The following is a 20773-nucleotide window of genomic DNA, read 5'->3' as shown; positions in this document are numbered from 1 at the left end:
GAACCGACTGAAGAGCAGGGTGGTGATGCTGCCAGTGATGCGTCGGGTTCGGGTTGAGCACGGTTTCGATGGCCAGGTCGGTGAGGTCCGGAATCTCGTCGATGGTGGTCAGCCAGGGTCCGATGGGGCTGAATCCCCTGTAACTCTTGGCGAGGCTGAATTGCGGTGGGCTGCCGGCCATCTGCGCGGTCCGTTCGGAGATGTCCTGGCCCCCGCAGAGCCCGGCGAGGTGATCGAGCGCGGAGACGGCGGGGATGTCGCGGCCACCGCGGCCGATCACCGCGACGAGTTCGACTTCCCAGTCACAGGTGTCGGTCGGCAGCGCGATGTCGTCGGCCGGACCGGTGATCTAGGAGGTGAACTTCGTGAACACCAGCGGTTGGGTCGGCACGGCCAGACCGGTCTCGGCGCCGTGTCCGGCGTAGTTCAGTCCGACGGCGAAGATCTGGTATGGGCGGACAACCGGTGGCCCGAGGCGTTCGAGTTGGGCGAGCAGATCGGCGCGAGTCAGGCTCGCATCGGCTTTCGGACGTGTGGTGTCGAACCACACACGGATCCGGTCGAGGTTCGCGATCGCGTGGTCGAGGTCGCTGGGCAGCGCGCCGCCGGAGGCGTGAGCGATGTCGATGACGCCGTCGTCGGTGACGATGGTGGCCCGGCCGTCGAGGTTGGCGAGTCTCATTGTGGGTGTGCTGCTTTCGATCTGATCGGCGTTGCAGAAGCGCGCGGATAGAGCCTGAAGCCGTCGGGGTCACGCCAATAGTCGACCGGGCACTGTGCCAACACCGCGTACACCGTCGGTACCGCGCTCATCGCGGCAATCCGGCAGTGCGCCACGATATTCCAGAACTCCGCATAGAGGGCGAAGTCCCGGTATCCGAGTGGACCCGTCCACACTACGGACTGGCCGCGGAACAGCGGTGCGAGCAGGGTTACGACCAACGCGTTGACGTGAAACAGCGGAAGTGCCGCGAACATCACCGCGTCCTCGTCCAGCCCAGAGAAGTTCCTCGGCGGAGGTCTCGAGGGTCGAATTGTCGGTCATCGGGCGTACCTCACGACCGTGCGCTGGCGGCCCAGGTCGATCGCTCCATCGTCGGTGCCGATCACGGCCTCGACGGTGTCGCCATCCTTCAGATACTTGCTCATGCGACAGGCCGCCATTGATCGGCGCGGCGATACCCGCCGCCTGCGCGGCGAGGGTGGCCGGTATCAACTGCGCGCAATTGGGAGCGATGAGCGCGACCGCGTCGGTGCGGCGCACGCCCAATTCGTGCAGCAGGTTCGCGTACCGGTGGACGTCGGCGAGCAGTTCGCCGTAGCTGCGTCGCAACGGCTCTCGCCAGCGCGCCGCGTCCGGAAGCACGGTGAATGCGTTGTGTTCCGGCCAAAGCGTCGCCGCGCGGACGAGCAGGGCATAGGTCGATTCCGGCAAGCCGCGCGCCGCGAGCGGCACGGATTCGATCACCGCCAAGTCTTCCGGACCGGCATAGCGGGGCAGATCGGTGTGCTGATGATCAATGGCCCGAGCCTGTTCGCCGGATATGTCACCGGTCGCGACGAGCACGGGCATGTCCGAGAATCGGCTGCGTCGAAGTGGATTTCGACGACAGGACCACCGGGAGGGCCGAGTCCGTTCGAGCGCGGTACGTCCTGGGTTGCGACGGGGCGAACAGTCTGGTGCGCGGTGCGATCGGCGGACGCATGCAGGATCTGCGATTCGACCAGCGGTGGCTGGTGGCCGACATTGCCACGACGGCCGACCTGGGTCATTGGGAGGGCGTACAACAGATCTGCGATCCGTCGCGAGCGGCCACCTTCATGCGCGTCGGAAGAACTCGATACCGGTGGGAATTCCGATTGCACCCGGCTGAGACCGCGACCGACTATCGGGATCTCCTCCAGCTTCGGCCGTTGCTCGCCCCGTGGCTCGACGAAGCAGCCTACGAGCGATCCGAACTGGTGCGGGTCGCGGAGTACACCTTTCGTGCTCAGCTCGCCGACCGGTGGCGCAGTGGGCGAGTGTTCCTGCTCGGGGACGCCGCCCATCTCACCCCGCCATTCATCGGGCAGGGGATGGGTGCGGGTTTGCGTGATGCCGCCAACCTCAGCTGGAAGTTGGCCGGAGTGCTGCGCGGTGAGCTGTCCGAGGGGGTGCTCGATACCTACGAAGCCGAACGAAAACCACACCCACGGGCTATGATACGGCTGGCCAAGTTCACCGGCCTGACGATGACCGAAGGCGGAGAACTGGGTAACCGCCTGCGTAACCTCATCGCACCGCGACTGCGCGTCGTGCCCGGCCTCACCGGCATGGTCACCAGCGGAGAGTCCCCGCCCCTCCGCCGTTCCTCGCTGGTGGAGGCGCCGCGGATGCGTAGAGGTCTGACCGGCCGGCTCGTCCCGAACGACCGCTTGGCCGATGGGCGGCGCGTGGACGACGTCGTTATAGGGCGATACGCCATCATCACCACGGCCGAATTATCGCCAGGTGATCAGGCGATCGTGAAACAACGCGGCGGTGTCGTGCTGCGCCCCGAGCCGCATACGGATCTGTGCCGCTGGATTCGCCGCGGCCACGTGAGCGCGCTCCTGGTCCGGCCGGACGGCATCGTGCAGAGCTGCCGGGGAAGCCTGCCTGCTCTGTGCGCGTCGCTCCCGCGGTTCGCGCCGAGTATTCCGCGGACACGTGCGAGCTGAACGTCGCGGCCAAGGTGACCGAGCAGCAGGTGACCGGCCAGATCGAGCAGGTGATGTCCGGACTGAAGGGGTTGTCACAGGTCGCCGCCATCGTGGATCCATACAACTGTGGTCTAGGGCTCGCCGAGCGTCGTCCGATCACGCTTTCGTCATCCTCGAAGTAGCCACCGGTTTCCACCGCCTCGCGCCGCACTCTGATCAGTGCCCGATGCCGCTCGTTGCGCCGAAACCTTGCTCGGTGTCTAGCGCATCGGCGGCGATATCGACCCGTTCGATTCGCGATCCAGCCGTGCGGTGATTTCGGAGTCGGTCGATGCTCTACCGCACGTCATCAGCGACATCAGGCGCCGATGACGAGTGAGCGTTCTCCAAACCGGCTGCGATGACGGCGATTTCGCCCGCCTGTCCCGGTGGCACGCCGAGTGCGACCAGGCAGGCGCGGGCAGCGGCCACGTCGGGGTCGGCCTCGGTCCAGCTTCCGTCGGTGCGCGCCTCGAGCAGTGCCAGAACCAGCCCGGCGAGCGCGCGGGACAGCGCTTGGGCGGGGAGGTGATCGGAGTACACGCCGAGCTGCTGGCCGTGGCGCAGCATGGCCGCGCCGTGCTCGTGCACAGGCGACAGCCGCTCCTCGATCCGCGCGCCCAGGTTCGTCTCGGTCAGCTTGAACAGCAGGCGGTATTTGTCGCCGACCCGCCAGAGGGCGATCGTGCACCGGGCCGAGGTCACCGTCACCGGCTCGTCCGGGTCGAGCGAGCGCAGCGTGTGTGCGATGTCCTCTGACGCCAGGTCGAGGAGGCCGTCGATCAGTGCCTCCCTGGTCGGGAAGTGGCCGTAGAGAGTTCTGCGCACGACGCCTGCGGCCGAGGCGATCTCCTCCATGCTCGCCGCGGGATTGCGGGCCAGTTCGGCTGCCGCGATATCGAGGATCCGCTTCCGATTGGCCCGCGCTCGTGTGCCCGGGGTCGTCGAGGAAGTCGTGCTCCTGGTCGCTGTCATGTGAGTCCCTTCACGTCGAAGCCTTCCATAGTTGCGCATCGTTGTGCAAATTCTATACATTGCACAGCAATGTGCAAATGCACAATGGTGTGCAGATAGTGAGAGGAACGGATGTGTCTCTGCTAGTCACCTCACCGGTGGAACCGGGTGCCGTATACAGCCGCCGCTGGGCCGCGCTCGCCGTGTTGTGCCTGAGCGTGCTGATCGGTGTCATGACGAATACGTCGCTGATCGTGGCCGCTCCCGATATGACCCTCGACCTAGGTTTGTCCAGCCAGGACCTGCAGTGGGTCGTCGACGCCTACACCATCCCGTATGCCGCCTTGATGCTGCTCATGGGTGCGATCGGCGACAAGTACAGCCGCCGCGGCATGCTGATCCTGGGTCTGGCCGTCTTCGCGGCCGGCGCGGTGCTGGGCTCGACCGTCGACAGCGCCGACTGGGTGATCGCCGCGCGGGCGATCATGGGGACCGGGGCGGCGATGATCATGCCCGCGACGTTGTCTTTGCTCGTGGCGACCTTCCCGAAGCGGGAACGCGCCGTGGCCATCACGATCTGGACCGCTACCACCGGCCTCGCGATCGCGGTCGGTCCGTTGGTAGCGGGCTGGCTGCTCACCGACCACGGCTGGGCGTCGACCTTCCTGATCAACGTTCCCATCGCGGTCATATCGATAGTCGCGGCGCTGATAGTGGTCCCGCCGTCGCGGGCGCACACGACACAGCGATTGGACCTCATGGGCGGCGCACTGTCGGTCGTTGCGGTCGCGGCGCTGGTGTACATGATCATCGAAGGTCCGCGCAACGGCTGGCACACCTCCGCGGTGCTCGCCGGTGTGGTGGCCGCCTTCGCCGCGGCGGGGTTCATCGCCTGGGAACTGCGGCATCCCAACCCGATGCTCGATATCCGCAAATTCCGCGATCGTGCGTTCGCGGGTGCGAATCTCGCTGTGCTGCTGTTCTTCCTGGCCGCATTCGGCGCGATCTACTACGTCACGCAGCATCTGCAGTTCGTGCTCGGATACGACGCCCTCGCCACCGGCGTGCGGCTGCTGCCGCTGGCGGGCGCGGTCTTCGTCGGCTCGGCGATCACCGGCGTGCTGACGCCGCGCCTCGGGCTTCGGGCGATGGTGGTGGCGGGCATGCTGCTCGGCATCCTCGCCTTGGCGGCGTTGACCCAGGTCGACGCCGAGTCCGGCTACTCGGCGTTCGCCGGGCCACTGGTGCTGATGGGCCTGGCTATCGGACTGAGTGTCTCCCCGGCCACCGACACGATCATGGATGCCTTCCCGGAACGGCTGCTCGGCGTGGGTGGCGCGGTGAACGACACCTCGGTGGAACTGGGCGGCACGCTCGGCATCGCGATCCTCGGCTCACTTCTCGGCACCGCCTACGGCGACGAGATCGCACCGATCGTCACCGGCCGCATGCCCGCGGAAGCCGCCGGCGCGGTACAGGACTCCATCGGCGGCGCGCTCGTTGTGGCCCAGCGGCTCGACGAAGCCGGGATGCACCAACAGGCAGCCCAGTTGGTGTCCGCCGCCGATGCCGCCTTCGCCCACGCCGTGTCACACACCAGCCTGATCGCGGCGATCGTGCTGGCGGTCGGCACCCTCGCCGTCGCCGCACTGCTGCCCGGCGGGCGCAAGAAGGGGTCCGTCGCCGCTTCGAGTGCGGTCAAGGAAGAGATCACGGTCGGCTGACGGGGTCTGCGCTCCAACCGCACAGCGTGGGCACGCAGATGCGTGCCCACGCTTGCGCTGTCGGTGGAGAGGGCGTCTCTGTAATCGGTTCTCACAGCTGTCGGGGATTGCATGTGTCGATCTCCGATCCGGCGACGTGGAACGACCTCAGGTCGGGTGTCGGTGACCAGGATGGTGGCGGTGAAGTGCGGCGATCAGCGTGTCCGGCGAACCCCAGCCCCGGTTGGTGCCGTCCAGCGCTTCGGCTCGGTCGGGTCGGGTGGTCCGACGCGTTGGATTGGCTGTCGTCGGGCACGAGCAGCGCATCGCGATGTGTCACAGATGAAGGTCGTCGGGTTGCCGACCTCGCCCGCGCCCCAGGAGTCACCGAGGCCACCCTGTACCGCTGGAAGCGGCAGGCCCTGGTCGACCGTGGTCGCGCACCCAGCGGATGAGCGTATCCGTGGGTGTGACCGGCGCGGTTTCCAGACGTTCGGCAAGGTCTGCGTGACGCTCGCACCCAGCCTCCGACGATGATCCATGCGCCCTGGCAGTGGTCACCCGTGGAGTGCCGTGGCGACGTCGGCGCGCATTCGCGATTCGATGTGGCGAATCAATTTGGCCAGGTCGGCGCAATACACCGAGGGATTACGGAAGCCGTCGCCCGCACGGTATCGCGTGACGTAGTGACCACCGCCGCACACGGTGTGTATCGAGCAGGCGCGGCAGGTGTCGCTGAGCGCGTCCGCGCCGATCTGGCGCGCCACGATCTCGGGTACCAGCATCGCCTGGTCGAGCGGATTGCGTTGGCCGGAAGGCAGTTTGGTCGCACCCGAGAAGGTCGCCTTCAAGTCGTCGATCTGCGCTACACTTCCGTCGGTTTCGATCACCGCTATGCGGGTGGGGCCGAGGCCCCATACCTCTGATTCCACGGTCCCGCCCAGTATCAGGTCCATGATGTTCTCGAACATTCGGATCCGCGTGTCCAATTGCGGCGCGCCATACCAGCGGTCGAAGATCGGGATCAGCCAGTCCGCATACGGAGTGGCTCCGGGATCTGCGGATAACCCAGGCGGCGGCGTCGTCCAATTGCCCAGTGGAATCTCGAAATTGACTTTCGGGGGCTGAAACGCGAGTAATCCTTCGTAGGCCTGCAAGGGGTCGTTTGCGAGGTCGATGACGCAGAGCAGACCGTTGAGCAGATGCCGCCGATCGCCGACCGTCAATTTCTCGAGGGCGGCAGCGACCCGGGAGTAGCTGCCCGCGCCGCGGCGGTCCCGGCGATGGCGGTCGTGACTGCGCTCATCGCCGTCGAGACTGACGGTGATGCCGATGTCCCAGTCGTCGCAGATCCTGAGGAACTCGTCGTCGAGCAGCACGCCGTTGGTCTGCAGAGCGAGGTTGACAGCGGTAATCGGCTCCAGCGCCGCCCGCGCCTGCGATGCGAAATACTCGAGATCGGCATGACCCGCCATGAGCGGTTCGCCGCCGAAGAAGACGAGACTCACCGCGGGTGGGCCGAACCTGCGAACGTGATCGGCGATTGTTCGCAGGGCGTCGTCGAAAACCTCCCGGCGCATCGCCTTCGGCTGCTCCCGCCAACTCTGGTCGGCCATTTCGTAGATGTAGCAGTAATCGCACGCCAGATTGCATCGACTGTGAATCTTGAGGAGAAACTCCGTAAACGGAAGCGGCTCGAATCCGTTGCGCTGCAATTCGGCCACGTCGAGTCCCGTCTCGGGCCATGACTTCCGCACTGTGGGCAGCCCCAGTGCCACCGATGTCGGTTCCATTGTGTGCTCTCGATTCCTGGTTTCAGATATCGGTGCGTGGGCGGTCGGACAACCACCGCACCAGCTCGACGACGTCGGTCTCGGTGCCGTCGGACAGCAGCCGCTGGTACAGGCGCGCCGCCACCTCGGCCCGATCGTTGAGAACGCCGAAGTCGGTGTCGGGAAACAGTTCCGGCAGGCTCGAGGCCAGACCAGCCCAGAGCTGCGGGAGCAGCGGGTCGACGCGCAGATCCAGGGCGTACAACTCGACGGCCTCGGCAGGCTCGCCGGCCAGGTAGGCGCGAGTGCCGCGGGGCAGTTCCGCGGGGGCGACGCTCGAAGCGGCGGCCGGGTCGTGCATCCTCAGCCGTACCGGAATATGCAGATCGCGGTGGCGATCCGGGATCGTCTCCTGATCCACGTACCGTATGGACGGCAGTTCCGCGGGAGGTTCCGCTCGCGCGACCCACAGCTCCGCCAGCTCGGCCAGCTCGGCGTCGTCGGATGTACGATTGCGCACCTGCCAAGAAGTGCGATGTGCCACCAGAATCTCGGCCACCGCGTCGCGAGCCTCCGCCGGCACGTCCTCGTCGGCCCACGGCCGGACGCCTGCGGTCAGCGCGCTCAGGAACTCCTCTCCACTCTCGGTCAGCAGGCCAGAACCGGATGCCTGCTCCATCGCGGTCGCCAGTTGTGTACGCCCGCGCTCGAATTCGATGTGCGCACGCATCGATCGGTGGCAATCGGCATGCCGGTGTACCCGCCAGAAGTCGGTGACCCCGAAGAAGGCGTAGATCCCGTGCAGCAGACCGAGGATCGGCCGTGGATCATCGCGCCACGGCGCGTAGAAGCGACACGTCGGGTCGAGATCCACGATCAGCACCTGATCGGCGAGCATGGCGAGTTTGCTGTGCTGGATTTCGTGAATCAGCGACACCGCCATTTCACAGGAGTCCTTCGGGGCTGTGGTGTACACACAGCCGGTCCCGCTGAAGGCGGTGTGGCCGACGGTCGCCGCCACCGGTCGCGCGGTGAGCGGCGTCAGTAGCCGCAGGCAGGCACGCATCGGCGTCAGATAGCCGGGGAAGTCTCGTTGCAGGACGTGCCAGGCCTGCGCGAAATCCTCTCGCCAAGTGCGGAATTCGTCGGTCGTCAGCCGCGGTGCCGTACCCGAGGGCAGGTCGCGGAACGGGTCGAGATCATCGAGGACGACCTCCGGTTCGCCGTTTCCGCCGTGCAACCGCCGCAGCGGCAGCCACGCCGGGTCGGACTCGTCCGCAGGCGACGCCACCGAGATCGGGGCGCTGCCGTCAGCGACGATGCGTATCGCGCCATCCCCCCAGTTCAGCATGCAGTGGCCGTAGTCGCCCGCGGATCCAACCCGCGCCATCCCGACCCCGGGCAGCATGACTTCGCCGTTGCGTACGACAACCCGCATCGATCCGCTGGGCAGATTGGTGACCACGGCGGCCGCCGCCAACCAGCCGAGGTAGCCGCAGTCGGCCCACAACGGAGTTGGTTCCCGATCGTCCGAGCCGTTGCGCAAGCGCTGGAGCACGCGGCCGAGCCACACCCCGGTGTGCGGGTAGGCCAGCAGTGCCTCGACCGCGCCAGGATGTGACTCCTCCAGCTCGGTGAGGACCCGATAGGCATCGGAAAGGCCGGCGGCGTCGTCGATTTCCGGGTGGTGAGCGGTGACTTCGGTGATGAGCGCGCGTAGTAGTACGAGTCGTATGGTCAGCATGTCCGAAGTCATCCGGACGACGGCTGCCTCCGTGCCGTAACCGGTGAACAGCTCGGCCGCTGCATGGTCGATACCGATGGTCGGGGCGGACATGGTTGCACTCCTGTCGTCAGTGATCTGCGGCGGCGGCGAGGTCGGTGCGGACCCGCGCTCCGATGTGGTGGATCAGCTTCGTCAGGTCCGCGCAATACACGGAGGGATTGCGGAAGCCGTTATCGGCGCGATACCGGTGCACGTAGTGCCCGCCGCCGCAGACGCTGTGGATCGAACATGCCCGGCAAGTTTCACTCAGGGCATCCGCGCCGATCTGACGAGCGACGATCGCGGGTTCCAGCAGTGCGAGGTCGAGCGGATTGCCCACGTTCGCGGTGCGCAACTTGGTGGCCCCAGCGAAGGCCGACTTCAACTCGTCGACCTGCTCCAGAGTGCCGTCGGTTTCGATCACGGCCAGCTGTATGGGGGCCAGCCCGAGTAATTCGGATGTCACGGAGCCGCCCAGCAGCAGGTCGATGATGTCGTCGAAGATCCTGACCCGGGTCTCCAGCTCCGGAGCCCGGAACCAGCGATCGAACACCGAAATGAGCCAGTCGGCGTAGGGGGTAGCGGTGTGGTCGGCGGTCCGCGCCGGTGGTGGCGTCGTCCAAGTGCCGTGCGGAAGCAGAAAATCGACCGCCGGGGGTCGACAGGCCAGCAACGCTTCGTAGGTCCGCACCGGGTCGTTGGCCACATCGATGGTGCAGAGCAGGCCGGCGAACAGGTGCCGGTTCTCGTCCGCAGTCAGTTGCGTGATCCCGGCCGCGACGCGCGTGTAGCTCCCGGCGCCCCGCCGATCCCGGCGATGCCTGTCGTTACCGCTCTCGTCGCCGTCGAGGCTGACTCCTACGCGAACATTCCAGCGCGCGCAGATGCGCAAGAACTCCAGGTCGAGCAGCACGCCATTGGTCTGCACGCCCAGCCGCACCTCGGTGATCGGCTCCAGTGATTCGCGCGCCGACCGGGCGAAGTATTCGAGATCGCGATGTCCGACCAGCAGCGGTTCGCCACCGTGGAACACAAGATCCACCGCGGGCAGCTGGAAGCGGCGAGCATGATCGGCGATCATCTGAAGGGCCTCGTCGAAAACCCTGCGGCTCATGGTCTTCGGTTGATCGCGCCAGCTCTGATCGGCCATCTCGTAGACGTAGCAGTAGTCGCAGGCCAGGTTGCAACGGCTGTGGATCTTGACAACGAATTCCGTGAACGGCAGCGGCTCCCAGCCACGGCGGCGCAGTCCTTCGACATCCAATCCAATTGCGGGCCAGGACGTTTGCACCACGGGTACGCCCAACGGCACCGGGCCGGACTCCATATTCGCTCCCTCGAGCTGCGAGAACGGCCACGGGCGCGCTGCTACCGAGTCGCCCGTGGCCGCGTGATCACTTGGTGGGGTTGATGAACGACTTGAATCCGCCGGGGGCCCTGTCCTGCGAACCCTTGGCGTAGCGCTCGAGGGCGGCTCGCATGGCCGGAGTGCAGTGGGTGGCCAGCTCTTCCGTGTTGAGTGCCGCGAGTTCATCGAGTCTTCCCATTTACGGGACCTCCTTTTCTGTATTCCCGTAACGGCGCGGCAAATTGCCAGGCGTTGCAAGAATTGATCGGCTCGACAATGCCGACAAGTGAACGGGATATCTACCAATGGGTGACGATTGTCGTCCCGAGAGTGATCTTAATCGCGTGGAACGTACGATCGCTCACGCCTGTCCCCGTTGTTGGGAAGGACATCTCGCACTCGCGCAACAGCTATTCACGGTGATGGGCGAGTGCGAGGTCGTATGGAGCTCAGATTTGCAGGGGGCCGTTGGGTCAGCTCTTGATGTCGCTTTCAACTCGAACCCGCTTCGCTGCAAAGATGCGTGCAAGCGTGAACCGGCCCAGTTCGACAGAAAGTCGCATACCGCCCATTACGGACAATTCGCCAACTGGCGGCAATTCCTGCCGAATGCCCGCGCAGCGGCACGGTGTGCAGGTTGATGGGTAGCCGTCAATTCTGTGGGGCCAAGTCCGCGAGTGCGCCCCCGATCATCTCGCGCAACCAAATCCGCCGGTTCCACCTCGAAGGTCGCGGTCTGCTCATGGCGCTGCACAACTTTCGTGTCACCGTGGCCAAGGCGGCTCCGAAAGTCGCCGATAACACCGAAATAGCAACCGACGCGGCCGTCACAGTGACGTAACTCGCCGCCATGGCGGGCAAGGTCTGCCAACTCCGCGACCTTGGCCGTCACGGTCGCACTCGCCGCGATGTCCAGCGCCTTCGCCACGCCCGGTTCGGGTCCGCCATATGCGGGCGTCTATGCCGCGACCAACTGCACGTGCGAATGTCCTGGTAGACCCCACCCATATCCTTGATCGCACCGGTCACCGTGCCCCAGCCGGATCCCTTCCCTTGGATCAGGGCACTCGCTGCCGTGCCGCGTTCGCCGATGCTCTCCGGATACTCCCGATTCCCAACCATGGGAGTTTCGATTGTCAGGAATCCCATTGTCTTGCAATAGACTTCAGCCAACGGGGCCGATGGCATGTCGTCCAGCGAAGGTAATCTCCCAGAACGGTCGATTATCCGACTGCGCGATCGGCAATTTCACTGTCCGTACACGGGAGTGAAAGAAGGAGGTATCTCGTGGAGCATCTTGCCGTACCCGCCCGACAGGAGCGGCGCAGTTGATGGTAAGTAGTCCCGCGATATAGAAATTGACCACAGGTGGTCTGGTGCAATACTACCCGTGGTCGTTCACGCAGGTGGACGGAGCAAGAGATGGCGCCGTTGCCTGTATCGATAGGACATTTCCGGGAGCAACCCTTCTGGTCCGCGGCGGGATTGGATGCGACCCGGCTACCTTGGAAACCGGCGTGCGATTCTTCGGTGACATCATCGATCTTCTGCTCGGCGGACATCCGACATCGGAATTCGCTGGACTCACGCCCATTCGATTTGCCGTGATCTCGTGTCGGTACGGACTTCGACTCTGCCATTGACACCTAGCGACGGGACACCCATATGCCAACGACAGTCACCGGGATCGACGATGTCACGGCCAGCTCGAGTTCCGGATACGGAACCGAGCCTGCTATCGCGACGCTGACCGAAGGCGCGCTGTTGATGCGGCTGATCCTGCTGCGCACTCTCATCGCCGAAACCACGTCGCGGCCGGAAATTGCCGACGCCGCAGGACTTTCCCTTGCCTACCAGACGCTGGCCGAATTGCAACGATCCCATCCGGCCGAGGTCGCTACGCTGTTGTCGTACCCGCACGTCGGCCCGTGGCTCGCCCAGGTCCTGCAGCGCCTCCATGCCGAGCCCGACGACGCGCCGACCCCACTGTGGGCCGACTGTGGCTACCTGGGCTGGCTCGCCGCGGCAGGCTCCATCGCCTGTTTGCCCGGAGGTTCCATCAACCTCGTAGTGCGGAACGGCGTGGTGATGTTGCCCGGGATCGGCAGGGCCGAGCTCGGCCCTGCCGAGGACAACGGGCACTGCGAACTGCACTGGACACGGGACGGCGCGCTGCGCTTCACCCGGGGAACCAGCACAGTTCTGGTCCCGTCCCAGGATGACGAGTCCGATCCCGCCTGGCTGCCGCTGCGGCGATTGCGGGGGGCGGATGCGGAACGGGAGGTGTTCCTCGACGACCTGGACCCGTTCCGATACTTGCTGGACGGGCAGCAGCCACCACGGCTCACGACCGCCCAAGCCGGCACATGGCAACAGGATTTCGCGGCGGCCTGGGAACTACTGCGCCGAGACTTCGACCGGTACCTCGTGCCGATGCGCAGTTGCTTGCAGTCTTTGGCGCCGCTGAGTGCACAACCACTCGCGGCGAGCACGAGCCACACCGCATTCAACGGAGTCGGCTGCGTCTATACCACGGCCCCCACGGACCCATGCCAGCTGGCGCTCACGCTGATCCATGAGGTCCAGCACACGAAGTTCACGCTGCTGACCGATCAGATCGTGCTGTTCGATCCCGACTCGGTGTGCCGCTTCTACGCGCCGTGGCGCGACGACCCGCGTCCGATCATGGGCCTGCTGCACGGGATCTACGCATTCTTCGGAGTCACCGACTTCTGGCGAATACATCGTCACGCCGACTGCCACCGATCGATGGAAGCGAATGTCGATTTCGAATTGTGGCGTCTACAGGTGGAAGGTGCCGTGGCGCAGGCATCGACCTCGAGTCTGCTCACGGAGGCGGGTTCGCAATTCCTGAACGCGCTCAGCGCTGAAATGCGCCCGTGGGGAGAGGAGGACGTGCCCACGGCGGTCAGGGTCGCCGCGTCCGAGGTGGCGATAGCGCATCGGACGTTTTGGCAGGTGCGGAACCTGACACCGGACGTCGCCGGCATCGCCGAGCTGGCCGTGCGCTGGATCGCGCGGGCGCCACGGCCCGACGGCCTGCCGCCCGCGGATCAGGTGGACCAGGGCACCGTGCCGAACGATCATCGCCGCCTGCACCTTCCAGCGCAGCTGAAGCTGCTGGACCACGCCGCGGCCGAAGCTCTGTCGATCCCCGAGCAGCCGCGCGGCGACCGGGCCTATCTGGCGGGTGACATGGCTGCGGCGGTCGCGCTGTACACCGAGGAACTGCGCGTCGACCCGCTCCGGCCACAGTTGTGGGCGGGCTTGGCGCTGGCGTTGCCGAAGCTCCACCCGGACGATGACTTCAGCGTTCTCGATGACAGGGCCGAGGTCGCCGCCCACCTGTGCCAGGTACTGCTGGCGGATGCCGAAGGTGTCGAGATCGTCGATCTGGTGCGGTGGTTGTCGAGGTATCCGCGCACTCATGGGTAGATCGGGAATCCACGCCAACCGGAACTTCCTGCTGCTGTGGTCCGGAAACGCGACATCGCTGGTGGGCTTCCACGGCGTCCGAATCGCCTATCCGATGCTGGTTCTCGCGGTGACCGGCTCGCCCGCCGCGGCGGGATGGGTCGGTTTCGCGTTGAACCTGCCGAGTCTGATCTTCCAGATCCCGGCAGGCATCGTCGCGGACTATTCCAACCGGATCCGGACCCTGGTGATATGCCAGATCACCGGGTTTATCGCGGCCTGCCTGGCTGCCGGAGCGGTCGCTGCCGAGCTCTCGAGCCTCGCGCTGATAGTCGGTGTCACGGCGTTCATCGAGGGCAGTGTCTACGTCTTCGTCGGCCTCAGTGAGCTGGGCGCGATCCGCGACGTGGTGTCACACGCACAGCGACCCGCCGCGTTCTCGTTCCTCGAGGCCGAGCAACCGATCGCCATCCTGGTCGGACGAGCAGCAGGTGCGGCGGTCTACGGCGTGGCCCGCTGGCTGCCGTTCATCGCCGACGCCGTGTCGTATCTCTACTGCCTCGTCGCACTGTTGCTGATCCATCCGGACTCGACAGCACCGCAGAAAGCCGCCGAGCCCGACCGTCATTCGGTCCGGCGTACGATCGCCGACGGCTTCCGTGTCGTTTGGACCGAACCTTTCCTGCGGACGTCGACGGCGATGATCGGACTGTCGAATATCGTCATTCAGCTCGTCTTGCTGCTGATATTGGTGGAACTGAAGAACGGCGGCGGTCCCGCGTGGACCGTCGGCGTGGTGCTCGGCGCCGCGGGCGTCGGCGGAGTACTGGGCGCCGCCGCGGCAGCACGGCTCACCACTCGCTTCCCTCCTCGGAATGTCTATCGGGGCGCGCTGTGGGCATGGACGGCGCTGCTCGTTCCAATGGCGCTCAGCGCCGATCCGTTTGTGCTGGCCGCGTGTTGGTGTGGCATCGGCGGCGTGGGGGTCGTCAGCAACGTCGCGTTGACGATATCCCGGCTCGATGTGATCCCCGAACAGACCCTCGGTCGCGCGGTCGCGACGATGGCACTGTTCTGCGACGGCGCGGTCGCGCTCGGCGCGCTCGGGGCGGGCTATCTGTTGTCCACAGTTGGCGCCGTCGCCACGCGATGGTTGGCACTCACGGCCATGTTCACACTCGCCGCATACGCAAGTACTCGCACCACCCGCTCTCGCGATCTACCACTTGCGCTGACATCACCCGATTCCTGAGGCGCGAGCCTGCTCGTCCCAGTGGGGCAGCAGTGCCGCTCGGGCAGCGCGATCCATGATGAGATTCTGCTGTCTGCTCTCGATGCCGAGCCGACCGCGCCGCCGACCAGCGAGGGGCGAGCGGGAGGCTTCAAATCGGCTCGACGACGTTCTTCCGTAGGTGTCCGTAGACCACTGAGGTGCGTACGTCTGCGAGTTCCTTTCGCTCGGTCAGCTTGTCCAAGACCACCGAGTGCAGATGGTCGGTGTCGCGAACGGCCACATGAAGGAGGAAGTCGTCGGTGCCTGTCAGCGTGAAGATTTCGATCACCTCGGGCATTCGCGTTACGAAGGCTTGGAACTGTTCGATGACCGCACGTGTAGGCGGTCGTATCCGTACGGCGATGATCGCCTGCAGTCCCCGGCCGAGCGACGCGAGGTCTACCTCGGCGTGGTATCCCAGCAGCACGCCGCGCTCACGGAGGGAGCGAATCCGCTCCAAGCAGGTCGAGGGTGCGATGCCCAACTCCTGGGCCATGTCCCGGTTGGTGCGCCGACCGTCCAACTGCAGAAGCCGAAGTAACGCCGAATCTAGTTCATCCATATTCCGTCTCTCTGGTAAAACTCCGAATCTAATTCGGACATACTGCCAGGCTGCCCGGCTGATTGCTACGTTGATTGCCATATCTCCGTTCATAATTCGCCTCCGATGAAGCGGACGAACAGAGATCAGAAGTTTTTGGACGGTAAGGAGCACGGGAAGTGGATGAGCGGCAGGCCGAAGTCTTGGCGATCTGTTCGGTCGTAATGGCCGCGCTGTTGTGGAGCAGCTCGTACGCGGTAACCAAACTGGTGCTGACGGACGTCGGCCCGCTGAGCATCGGGGCCATCCGTTTCACGCTCGCCGCGGTACTGCTCGGGATCATCATGTTCTTGCGCCGCAACCCGGCCGTCAGACCGGATGCCCGTCGGCGGCGGCTGATCTACCTCAGTGGGTTGCTGGGCATTACGGCCTACTTCGTGCTGGAGAACATCGGCGTCGAGCTGTCGACCGCCTCCGACGCCTCGTTGATCGTGGCCACCTACCCATTGATGACCATGCTTTTGGAGCTGGTGGTCTTTCGGAGCAGAATGCCGCCGCTCCGGGTCGGCGGTGTGCTGCTGGCTACCCTGGGGGCTTTCCTCGTCGTTCACAACGGGGCGGATGTTGGAGGCAGCGGTCGCTGGTCCGGCGACATTCTGCTGTTGCTCGGCGGACTGGTGTGGGCCGGGTACAACATGCTGGGCAAGTATGCGGGGCACGGGCAGGACGCGGTGACCCTCACCTACTACCAGACCATGGCCGGCGCCGCCGGCTTCCTGTTCGCCTCGCTACCGGAGTTGAAGCATTGGCGGGTACCCGACGCCACGGCCTCGGCGCTGCTCGTGTATCTGGCCGTCGCATGTTCCGTCGGCGCCTTCCTGCTCTACAACTACGGCCTGCGCCGGATGGCCTCGAGCGTCGCGGTGAACATCCTCAACCTGGTGCCGGTGTTCGGTGTGCTCGGTGCCGTGGTGATCAATGCGGAGACGGTCCGGCCGGCGCAAGTCTTCGGTGGGGTCATCATCATCGCCGGGGTGACACTCGGATCGGTCGAGCACCGCTCGCCCGCCGGGAAAGTCGCAGTTCCCCGAACCGACCCGGCCACCGAGTGCGTGCGAACGAGTTCGTCCTGCAGGGTTGCGGTCGAGTCGTCGTCGGATTCGGCCCCGTCAGTGATCGACGAGAGGATGCGCCTGAATCGGTAGGGGAGTGGGCTTCAAGATCACGATCGCGTCCTGCTCGGTCGACTGTGCCCGAATGTCCGTGACTCCCTGCCTCGTCGGACCTCGACGCCGAGCTACCGAGTGAACCGAGCGATGTCCTCGGCAACGCGCCTGGTGCTTCGAAGGGGAACGCGTGACCGAGCCCGGGGTAGATCAGCAATTCCGAACCGTTGATGTAGCGATGTAGCACGATGGAGTTGGCGGCGGGTTCTTGCTCGTCGTTCTCCGCGCCCAAGATGAGGGTGGGCAGCTGCAGGGCCGGCAAGCTGCTGATGACGTTGGTGGTGGGGTTGATGAGCCAGTCGGTCATCGCGGCGCGTTGACGGTTGAGTCCGGTGAGGTTCGTCCCGATCCTGTTGAGGCGCAAGCCTGTTCGTCGACGCCACGCTGACAGAGCGTCGGGGTGGCCGCTGAAATACAGTGGAATGACCTGGTCGGCAGGCGCAAGCGGGTCGAACGCGGGCAGGCCTCGGACCAGACTGGGCGGATCGGGCAGCACCTGCTGTGTTCCGCCGGGGCCGGTTCCCATCAGGACCAGGGCGCCGACGTCATCGGGATGGTCCACGGCCATGCGTTGCGCGACGAATCCGCCGAGGGAGAAGCCCACCACGGTGGGGCGGTCCAGGTGGAGTGCCTGGATGAGGGCTGAAGCCTGATCGGAGAGCTGAGGGACAGTCGAGATGGCCGAAGAGCCGGCCGGGGTTCGTCCCACGCCGTCGGAGTCGAAGATGACGACGTGATTGGTCATGGCGAGGCGGTCGAGCAGTGCCGGATCCCAGTCGTCCATGCTGAGTCCGAGACATGGGGTCAGCAGCAAGGTTGGTCCATGTCCGAAGCTGCGGTAGGCGATCGGCAGCCCCGCGACGGTGACGACGTGCGTGGGTGCCGTCAGCGACGGCGACCGGTCGAAGTGATCGGCCGTTGTCGACTCGATGTCGGTATGGGCAGGCGGGCGGGCCGTAGGGGCGGCGTCAGCGGCGGTGGGCGCGACCAGCAGCATGCTGGTTGCCAGTGCGGCCACGACGGCCGAGGCGGGCACCGAGCATCGCGAGACGGGTCGCCCACGGTGGGGCATCGGCCCGCTGCCGGGTGTTGCCGGAGTTGGCTGCAGTGGATGGTGGGCGGACATGCGGGCTCCTCGCGGTTGCGGGATGGACTGAGTGGATGTGCTGCGATGGGCGTAGGCGTGCTGTTCGGACACACGTCCACTGCCTCTTCGGGTCTGAATGGTCGTCCCCGCGTATAGGAGATGCCGGGGGCCCGAAAGGATTCACAGCTGTCATCTGCCAAGAGGCGAAGCGGCGACCACGAGATCGTCACCGATACACCGCGTCGGCGGCGACAATCCGAGTCGGCCGGCGTATTCCGGTGCGACACCTGCGAGGCAAGGGCAATTTCGTCGCGCTGCTTCTCACATTCGATGCGCCACGTTCTGCAACATTCGGCCGGTTATGGGCTGCGCGGCGCGGCCGCGCCAGGACAGCGTCCCAGATTGCCTGGGCTGGGTGCGCGCCGTATTGACAAGTCCCCTGATCCCACGGGTGAGTCTTTACGCCCGAGTTCGGAAAACGACGGCGCACCCCGTCGAACGCACTGAGATGCCGCCGGTCGATCGATTGACTCGGTGATCGGCTGTGGCGCAGAACATCCGCTCGAGTAGCCGATTGAGTGCGTCTCGCGCCGAGCTTTCCATCCGGCTCGTGGACCGGGTCGCCTTCACTGCCGAGGCGGGGGATCGAGGTATGCGATCGTGGCTATCTGCACGAACGATCGGATCAGGGGGTTGGTGTCACCTTCATTCCAGGCAACCACCACTCTGCTCGGTGCCATGTCGATCAGTGGGACCGTGCCCAGTCCCTCTGGCACACTGTGCCCGAGCGGGGTGATGCCGACGGTGCCGTTCCAGAGCACGGCCTGCACACATTCCTGAACGACCCGCACTACCGGACCTTCGCGTGTCCGGCCCCCGTTCCAATAGGTCTGCCAGGTGGGATCGGTGCCGTCGGGGAACTGGAACCAGCGGCGGCCGGCCAGGTCGGCCAGCGTCAGGTGGTCGCGGCGGGCCAGTGGATCGTCGGCGCGCAAGACGGCCCCGACCGGGTCGGCACGCAGTTCATGCGCGGTCAGGGCGGTGTCGTCGAACGGGGCCCGGGTCACTGCGACGTCGACCAGGCCCGCCCGCAGTCCGCAGGTGGGGTCGGTGAGATCGGTGTCGCGGATGCGGATGTCGACCTCGGGATGCTTGTGGCGGTAGGCCGCGGCAAGCCTGGTGACACCGGGGTCGGTGCCGTCGCCCAGGATGCCGACGGTGAGATTCGCGGTTCCGGCCGCGGCGGCGACCCGCACGGTGGCGCGCTCGGCCTGATCGAGCAGGGCGCGCGCCTCGTCGAGCAGCACCATCCCGACCCGGGTGAGGCCGATGCCCGTGGGCGACCTGTCGAACAGGGGCGCACCGACTTCCGACTCCAATTGCCGGATGGCGCGGCTCAGGGGCGGCTGGCTCATGTGCAGCCGGGCGGCGGCGCGACCGAAATGGCGTTCCTCGGCAACAGCTACGAAGTAGCGCAGCATACGCAGCTCCACGCTGGCACGATACCCGTCCGGTATCGGCATCGCAGAACAGGTCTTGGACGCCCACGACAACTCGGCGGTGCAATCGAAACATGTCAGACGACAAAAACAACTCCGGCACAACCGTTTCGGTGGTGGGCCCGGGCGAGGGAGAGCTGATCATCCTGGGCGCCACGCGGATGCGCGTCCTCGAGGACGGCAGCAACACCGCGCACCGCCTCGGTATCGCCGAATCCATCGTTCCCCCACACACGCCCGGACCACCGCAGCACCGGCACGCCCAGCACGACGAAGGGTTCTACATCATCTCCGGCGCGCTGCGGTTCACCGTCGGCCACACCGACTACGACGTGACAGCGGGCACGCTCGTGATGGTCCCACCCGGCACCCCGCACACCTTCGCCAACATCACCGATCGACCAGCCGTCATGCTCAGCACCTTCACCCCCGACCTGTACGTGCAGTACTTCCGCGACCTCCAGGACATGGTCGCCGACAGCCGGGGACTGACACCGCAGGTGAACATCGAGGTGATGAGCCACTACGCCACCGACTTCGCCTGAACCCCAGCGGGCCGGGGCGCTTTCGCCTCGGCCCGCACATGACACCTCTGGATGGAATCGTGAACATCGCATTCTGGATCACTGCCGGTCTGCTCGCCCTCTTCTACCTCTACGCAGGCGGGCTGAAGATCACCCGAAGCCGGGATCAACTCCGGCCCATGATGTCCTGGGTGGACCGCATACCACTGTCCGTGATCCGGACCGTCGGCGCACTCGAAGTACTCGGCGCACTCGGGCTGATCCTTCCACCTCTGACCGGCCTGACGCCTGGGCTCGCCGTCGCCGCGGCCATCGGGTTCGTACTTCTGCAACTCGGTGCTATCCCCGTCCATCTGACCGGCGTAGACCACAAAGTCGCCCTCAACATCACCCTTCTTCTCATGGCCGTCGTGACCGTTTGGCTCGCAACCATCTGGGTGTGATGCGAGATTATCTCGGAGTCGGCTTCGCACCGCCCTACATGTCGTGTTCCCAGCTGCCGCGCGTGTCGACGTCCGCAGCGTCCGCCAGCGCCTCCAGCTCCGCGATCTCCTCGTCGGCGAGTTCGATGCCGTGAGCTCGGACCAACCCGTCGATGTAATCCGCCTTCGTGACCCCGATGATCGGGGTGGTCCCTTGGCGATGGCCCAGGCGGTGGCGACGTCGGCGGCGGACGCGCCTCGGTCCTCGCCGATCGCCCCCATCCGGTCCGTCAGCGACTGCAGCTGGGGGAGGATGCCGTTGTACACGGCCGCCCGGCTGCTGCCCTCCGGCAACGGATGGGCCGAGCTGTACCTGCCGGTCAGCGCCCCTTGCTCGAACCTGATCACGTACACCGCCGAACCCGGCCACCGCACCCGAAGACCGGCTCAAACTCCTCGCCAGCTGGGCAGCTACGCAATCTCGGGCAGAAGAGCCCACCCGC

At 65.6% G+C, this 20773-nt stretch carries 17 protein-coding genes and 5 pseudogenes; 9 read left to right on the top strand and 13 right to left on the bottom strand.

Features of this window, described 5'->3' with window-relative positions; genetic code table 11:
• Nucleotides 1-40: 40 nt before the first annotated feature.
• The 5 genes and pseudogenes from ABZW96_RS13640 to ABZW96_RS13620 form a co-directional block, all read right to left on the bottom strand.
• A pseudogene (locus ABZW96_RS13640) lies at nucleotides 41-349 on the bottom strand (fumarylacetoacetate hydrolase family protein); the annotation flags it as partial.
• Nucleotides 350-682 (bottom strand): hypothetical protein, encoded by a 333-nt coding sequence (locus ABZW96_RS13635; protein WP_355074343.1) that lies wholly within the window; start codon nucleotides 680-682, stop codon nucleotides 350-352.
• Between the two features lie 80 nt (nucleotides 683-762).
• Nucleotides 763-1008: pseudogene (locus ABZW96_RS13630) on the bottom strand (AMP-binding protein); the annotation flags it as partial.
• A gap of 33 nt (nucleotides 1009-1041) precedes the next feature.
• Nucleotides 1042-1152 (bottom strand): annotated as a pseudogene (locus ABZW96_RS13625) (fumarylacetoacetase); the annotation flags it as partial.
• Nucleotides 1133-1522 (bottom strand): annotated as a pseudogene (locus ABZW96_RS13620) (AMP-binding protein); the annotation flags it as partial. The pseudogenes ABZW96_RS13620 and ABZW96_RS13625, both read right to left, overlap by 20 nt.
• 74 nt (nucleotides 1523-1596) lie before the next feature.
• Between ABZW96_RS13620 and ABZW96_RS13615 the strand changes: the two are divergent.
• Both ABZW96_RS13615 and ABZW96_RS13610 read left to right on the top strand, forming a co-directional pair.
• Nucleotides 1597-2700: a bifunctional 3-(3-hydroxy-phenyl)propionate/3-hydroxycinnamic acid hydroxylase gene (locus ABZW96_RS13615; protein ID WP_355074341.1), complete on the top strand. Its 1104-nt coding sequence runs from the start codon at nucleotides 1597-1599 to the stop codon at nucleotides 2698-2700.
• Between the two features lie 14 nt (nucleotides 2701-2714).
• Nucleotides 2715-2864, top strand: coding sequence for a hypothetical protein (locus ABZW96_RS13610; protein WP_355074340.1), 150 nt, complete (start codon nucleotides 2715-2717; stop codon nucleotides 2862-2864).
• A gap of 154 nt (nucleotides 2865-3018) precedes the next feature.
• Here ABZW96_RS13610 and ABZW96_RS13605 read toward each other — a convergent pair whose 3' ends face one another.
• On the bottom strand, nucleotides 3019-3696 hold the full coding sequence (locus ABZW96_RS13605) for a TetR/AcrR family transcriptional regulator (RefSeq protein ID WP_355074339.1): 678 nt from the start codon (nucleotides 3694-3696) through the stop codon (nucleotides 3019-3021).
• A 113-nt stretch (nucleotides 3697-3809) separates the two neighbouring features.
• Between ABZW96_RS13605 and ABZW96_RS13600 the strand changes: the two genes are divergently transcribed.
• Nucleotides 3810-5399 carry an MFS transporter gene (locus ABZW96_RS13600; RefSeq protein WP_355074338.1) on the top strand — a complete coding sequence of 530 codons (1590 nt, stop codon included), beginning with the start codon at nucleotides 3810-3812 and terminating at the stop codon, nucleotides 5397-5399.
• A gap of 38 nt (nucleotides 5400-5437) precedes the next feature.
• Entirely contained in the window at nucleotides 5438-5833 is a 396-nt protein-coding gene (locus tag ABZW96_RS13595; protein WP_355074448.1) for a transposase, read from the top strand.
• Nucleotides 5834-5935: 102 nt separating this feature from the next.
• Here the strand turns inward: ABZW96_RS13595 and ABZW96_RS13590 are convergent, their stop codons facing one another.
• The 4 genes from ABZW96_RS13590 to ABZW96_RS13575 form a co-directional block, all read right to left on the bottom strand.
• Entirely contained in the window at nucleotides 5936-7171 is a 1236-nt protein-coding gene (locus ABZW96_RS13590; protein WP_355074336.1) for an FxsB family cyclophane-forming radical SAM/SPASM peptide maturase, read from the bottom strand.
• A 22-nt stretch (nucleotides 7172-7193) separates the two neighbouring features.
• On the bottom strand, nucleotides 7194-8987 hold the full coding sequence (locus tag ABZW96_RS13585) for an HEXXH motif domain-containing protein (protein ID WP_355074334.1): 1794 nt from the start codon (nucleotides 8985-8987) through the stop codon (nucleotides 7194-7196).
• A 16-nt stretch (nucleotides 8988-9003) separates the two neighbouring features.
• Nucleotides 9004-10242, bottom strand: coding sequence for an FxsB family cyclophane-forming radical SAM/SPASM peptide maturase (locus ABZW96_RS13580; protein ID WP_355074332.1), 1239 nt, complete (start codon nucleotides 10240-10242; stop codon nucleotides 9004-9006).
• Nucleotides 10243-10309: 67 nt separating this feature from the next.
• Complete coding sequence (locus tag ABZW96_RS13575; protein ID WP_354957206.1) at nucleotides 10310-10462, bottom strand: hypothetical protein; 153 nt, start codon at nucleotides 10460-10462, stop codon at nucleotides 10310-10312.
• Between the two features lie 1466 nt (nucleotides 10463-11928).
• Here ABZW96_RS13575 and ABZW96_RS13570 point away from each other — a divergent pair.
• Nucleotides 11929-13719: an HEXXH motif domain-containing protein gene (locus tag ABZW96_RS13570; protein ID WP_355074330.1), complete on the top strand. Its 1791-nt coding sequence runs from the start codon at nucleotides 11929-11931 to the stop codon at nucleotides 13717-13719.
• On the top strand, nucleotides 13712-14950 hold the full coding sequence (locus ABZW96_RS13565; protein ID WP_355074328.1) for an MFS transporter: 1239 nt from the start codon (nucleotides 13712-13714) through the stop codon (nucleotides 14948-14950). Before ABZW96_RS13570 ends, ABZW96_RS13565 begins: the two co-directional genes overlap by 8 nt.
• Before the next feature lie 130 nt (nucleotides 14951-15080).
• Here the strand turns inward: ABZW96_RS13565 and ABZW96_RS13560 are convergent, their stop codons facing one another.
• On the bottom strand, nucleotides 15081-15533 hold the full coding sequence (locus tag ABZW96_RS13560) for an Lrp/AsnC family transcriptional regulator (protein WP_355074327.1): 453 nt from the start codon (nucleotides 15531-15533) through the stop codon (nucleotides 15081-15083).
• A 158-nt stretch (nucleotides 15534-15691) separates the two neighbouring features.
• On the opposite strand from ABZW96_RS13560, the gene ABZW96_RS13555 reads away from it, so the two are divergent.
• Nucleotides 15692-16717, top strand: coding sequence for a DMT family transporter (locus ABZW96_RS13555; RefSeq protein ID WP_355074325.1), 1026 nt, complete (start codon nucleotides 15692-15694; stop codon nucleotides 16715-16717).
• A gap of 190 nt (nucleotides 16718-16907) precedes the next feature.
• Here ABZW96_RS13555 and ABZW96_RS13550 read toward each other — a convergent pair.
• Nucleotides 16908-17522 (bottom strand): annotated as a pseudogene (locus ABZW96_RS13550) (alpha/beta hydrolase); the annotation flags it as partial.
• 929 nt (nucleotides 17523-18451) lie between these two features.
• Entirely contained in the window at nucleotides 18452-19318 is an 867-nt protein-coding gene (locus ABZW96_RS13545; protein ID WP_355074323.1) for a LysR family transcriptional regulator, read from the bottom strand.
• Nucleotides 19319-19398: 80 nt separating this feature from the next.
• On the opposite strand from ABZW96_RS13545, the gene ABZW96_RS13540 reads away from it, so the two are divergent.
• Together ABZW96_RS13540 and ABZW96_RS13535 are read left to right on the top strand one after the other, a co-directional pair.
• Nucleotides 19399-19869: a cupin domain-containing protein gene (locus tag ABZW96_RS13540; RefSeq protein WP_355074322.1), complete on the top strand. Its 471-nt coding sequence runs from the start codon at nucleotides 19399-19401 to the stop codon at nucleotides 19867-19869.
• Between the two features lie 59 nt (nucleotides 19870-19928).
• Nucleotides 19929-20291: a DoxX family protein gene (locus ABZW96_RS13535; RefSeq protein ID WP_355074320.1), complete on the top strand. Its 363-nt coding sequence runs from the start codon at nucleotides 19929-19931 to the stop codon at nucleotides 20289-20291.
• The last annotated feature ends 482 nt before the right edge of the window (nucleotides 20292-20773 follow it).

Origin of the sequence: Nocardia sp. NPDC004168 (genome assembly GCF_040610355.1) — a bacterium.
GTDB classification, from domain to species: domain Bacteria; phylum Actinomycetota; class Actinomycetes; order Mycobacteriales; family Mycobacteriaceae; genus Nocardia; species Nocardia sichangensis.
Note: the sequence above shows the minus strand (reverse complement) of the source record. Positions and strands in the feature narration are given on the sequence as shown.

Coding starts and splice junctions, on each gene's coding strand:
- ABZW96_RS13635 (WP_355074343.1), bottom strand. CDS start 682: ATGAGACTCGCCAACCTCGACGGCCGGGCCACCATCGTCACCGACGAC.
- ABZW96_RS13605 (WP_355074339.1), bottom strand. CDS start 3,696: ATGACAGCGACCAGGAGCACGACTTCCTCGACGACCCCGGGCACACGA.
- ABZW96_RS13595 (WP_355074448.1), top strand. CDS start 5,438: ATGCGTGCCCACGCTTGCGCTGTCGGTGGAGAGGGCGTCTCTGTAATC.
- ABZW96_RS13590 (WP_355074336.1), bottom strand. CDS start 7,171: ATGGAACCGACATCGGTGGCACTGGGGCTGCCCACAGTGCGGAAGTCA.
- ABZW96_RS13585 (WP_355074334.1), bottom strand. CDS start 8,987: ATGTCCGCCCCGACCATCGGTATCGACCATGCAGCGGCCGAGCTGTTC.
- ABZW96_RS13580 (WP_355074332.1), bottom strand. CDS start 10,242: ATGGAGTCCGGCCCGGTGCCGTTGGGCGTACCCGTGGTGCAAACGTCC.
- ABZW96_RS13575 (WP_354957206.1), bottom strand. CDS start 10,462: ATGGGAAGACTCGATGAACTCGCGGCACTCAACACGGAAGAGCTGGCC.
- ABZW96_RS13570 (WP_355074330.1), top strand. CDS start 11,929: ATGCCAACGACAGTCACCGGGATCGACGATGTCACGGCCAGCTCGAGT.
- ABZW96_RS13565 (WP_355074328.1), top strand. CDS start 13,712: ATGGGTAGATCGGGAATCCACGCCAACCGGAACTTCCTGCTGCTGTGG.
- ABZW96_RS13560 (WP_355074327.1), bottom strand. CDS start 15,533: ATGGATGAACTAGATTCGGCGTTACTTCGGCTTCTGCAGTTGGACGGT.
- ABZW96_RS13540 (WP_355074322.1), top strand. CDS start 19,399: ATGTCAGACGACAAAAACAACTCCGGCACAACCGTTTCGGTGGTGGGC.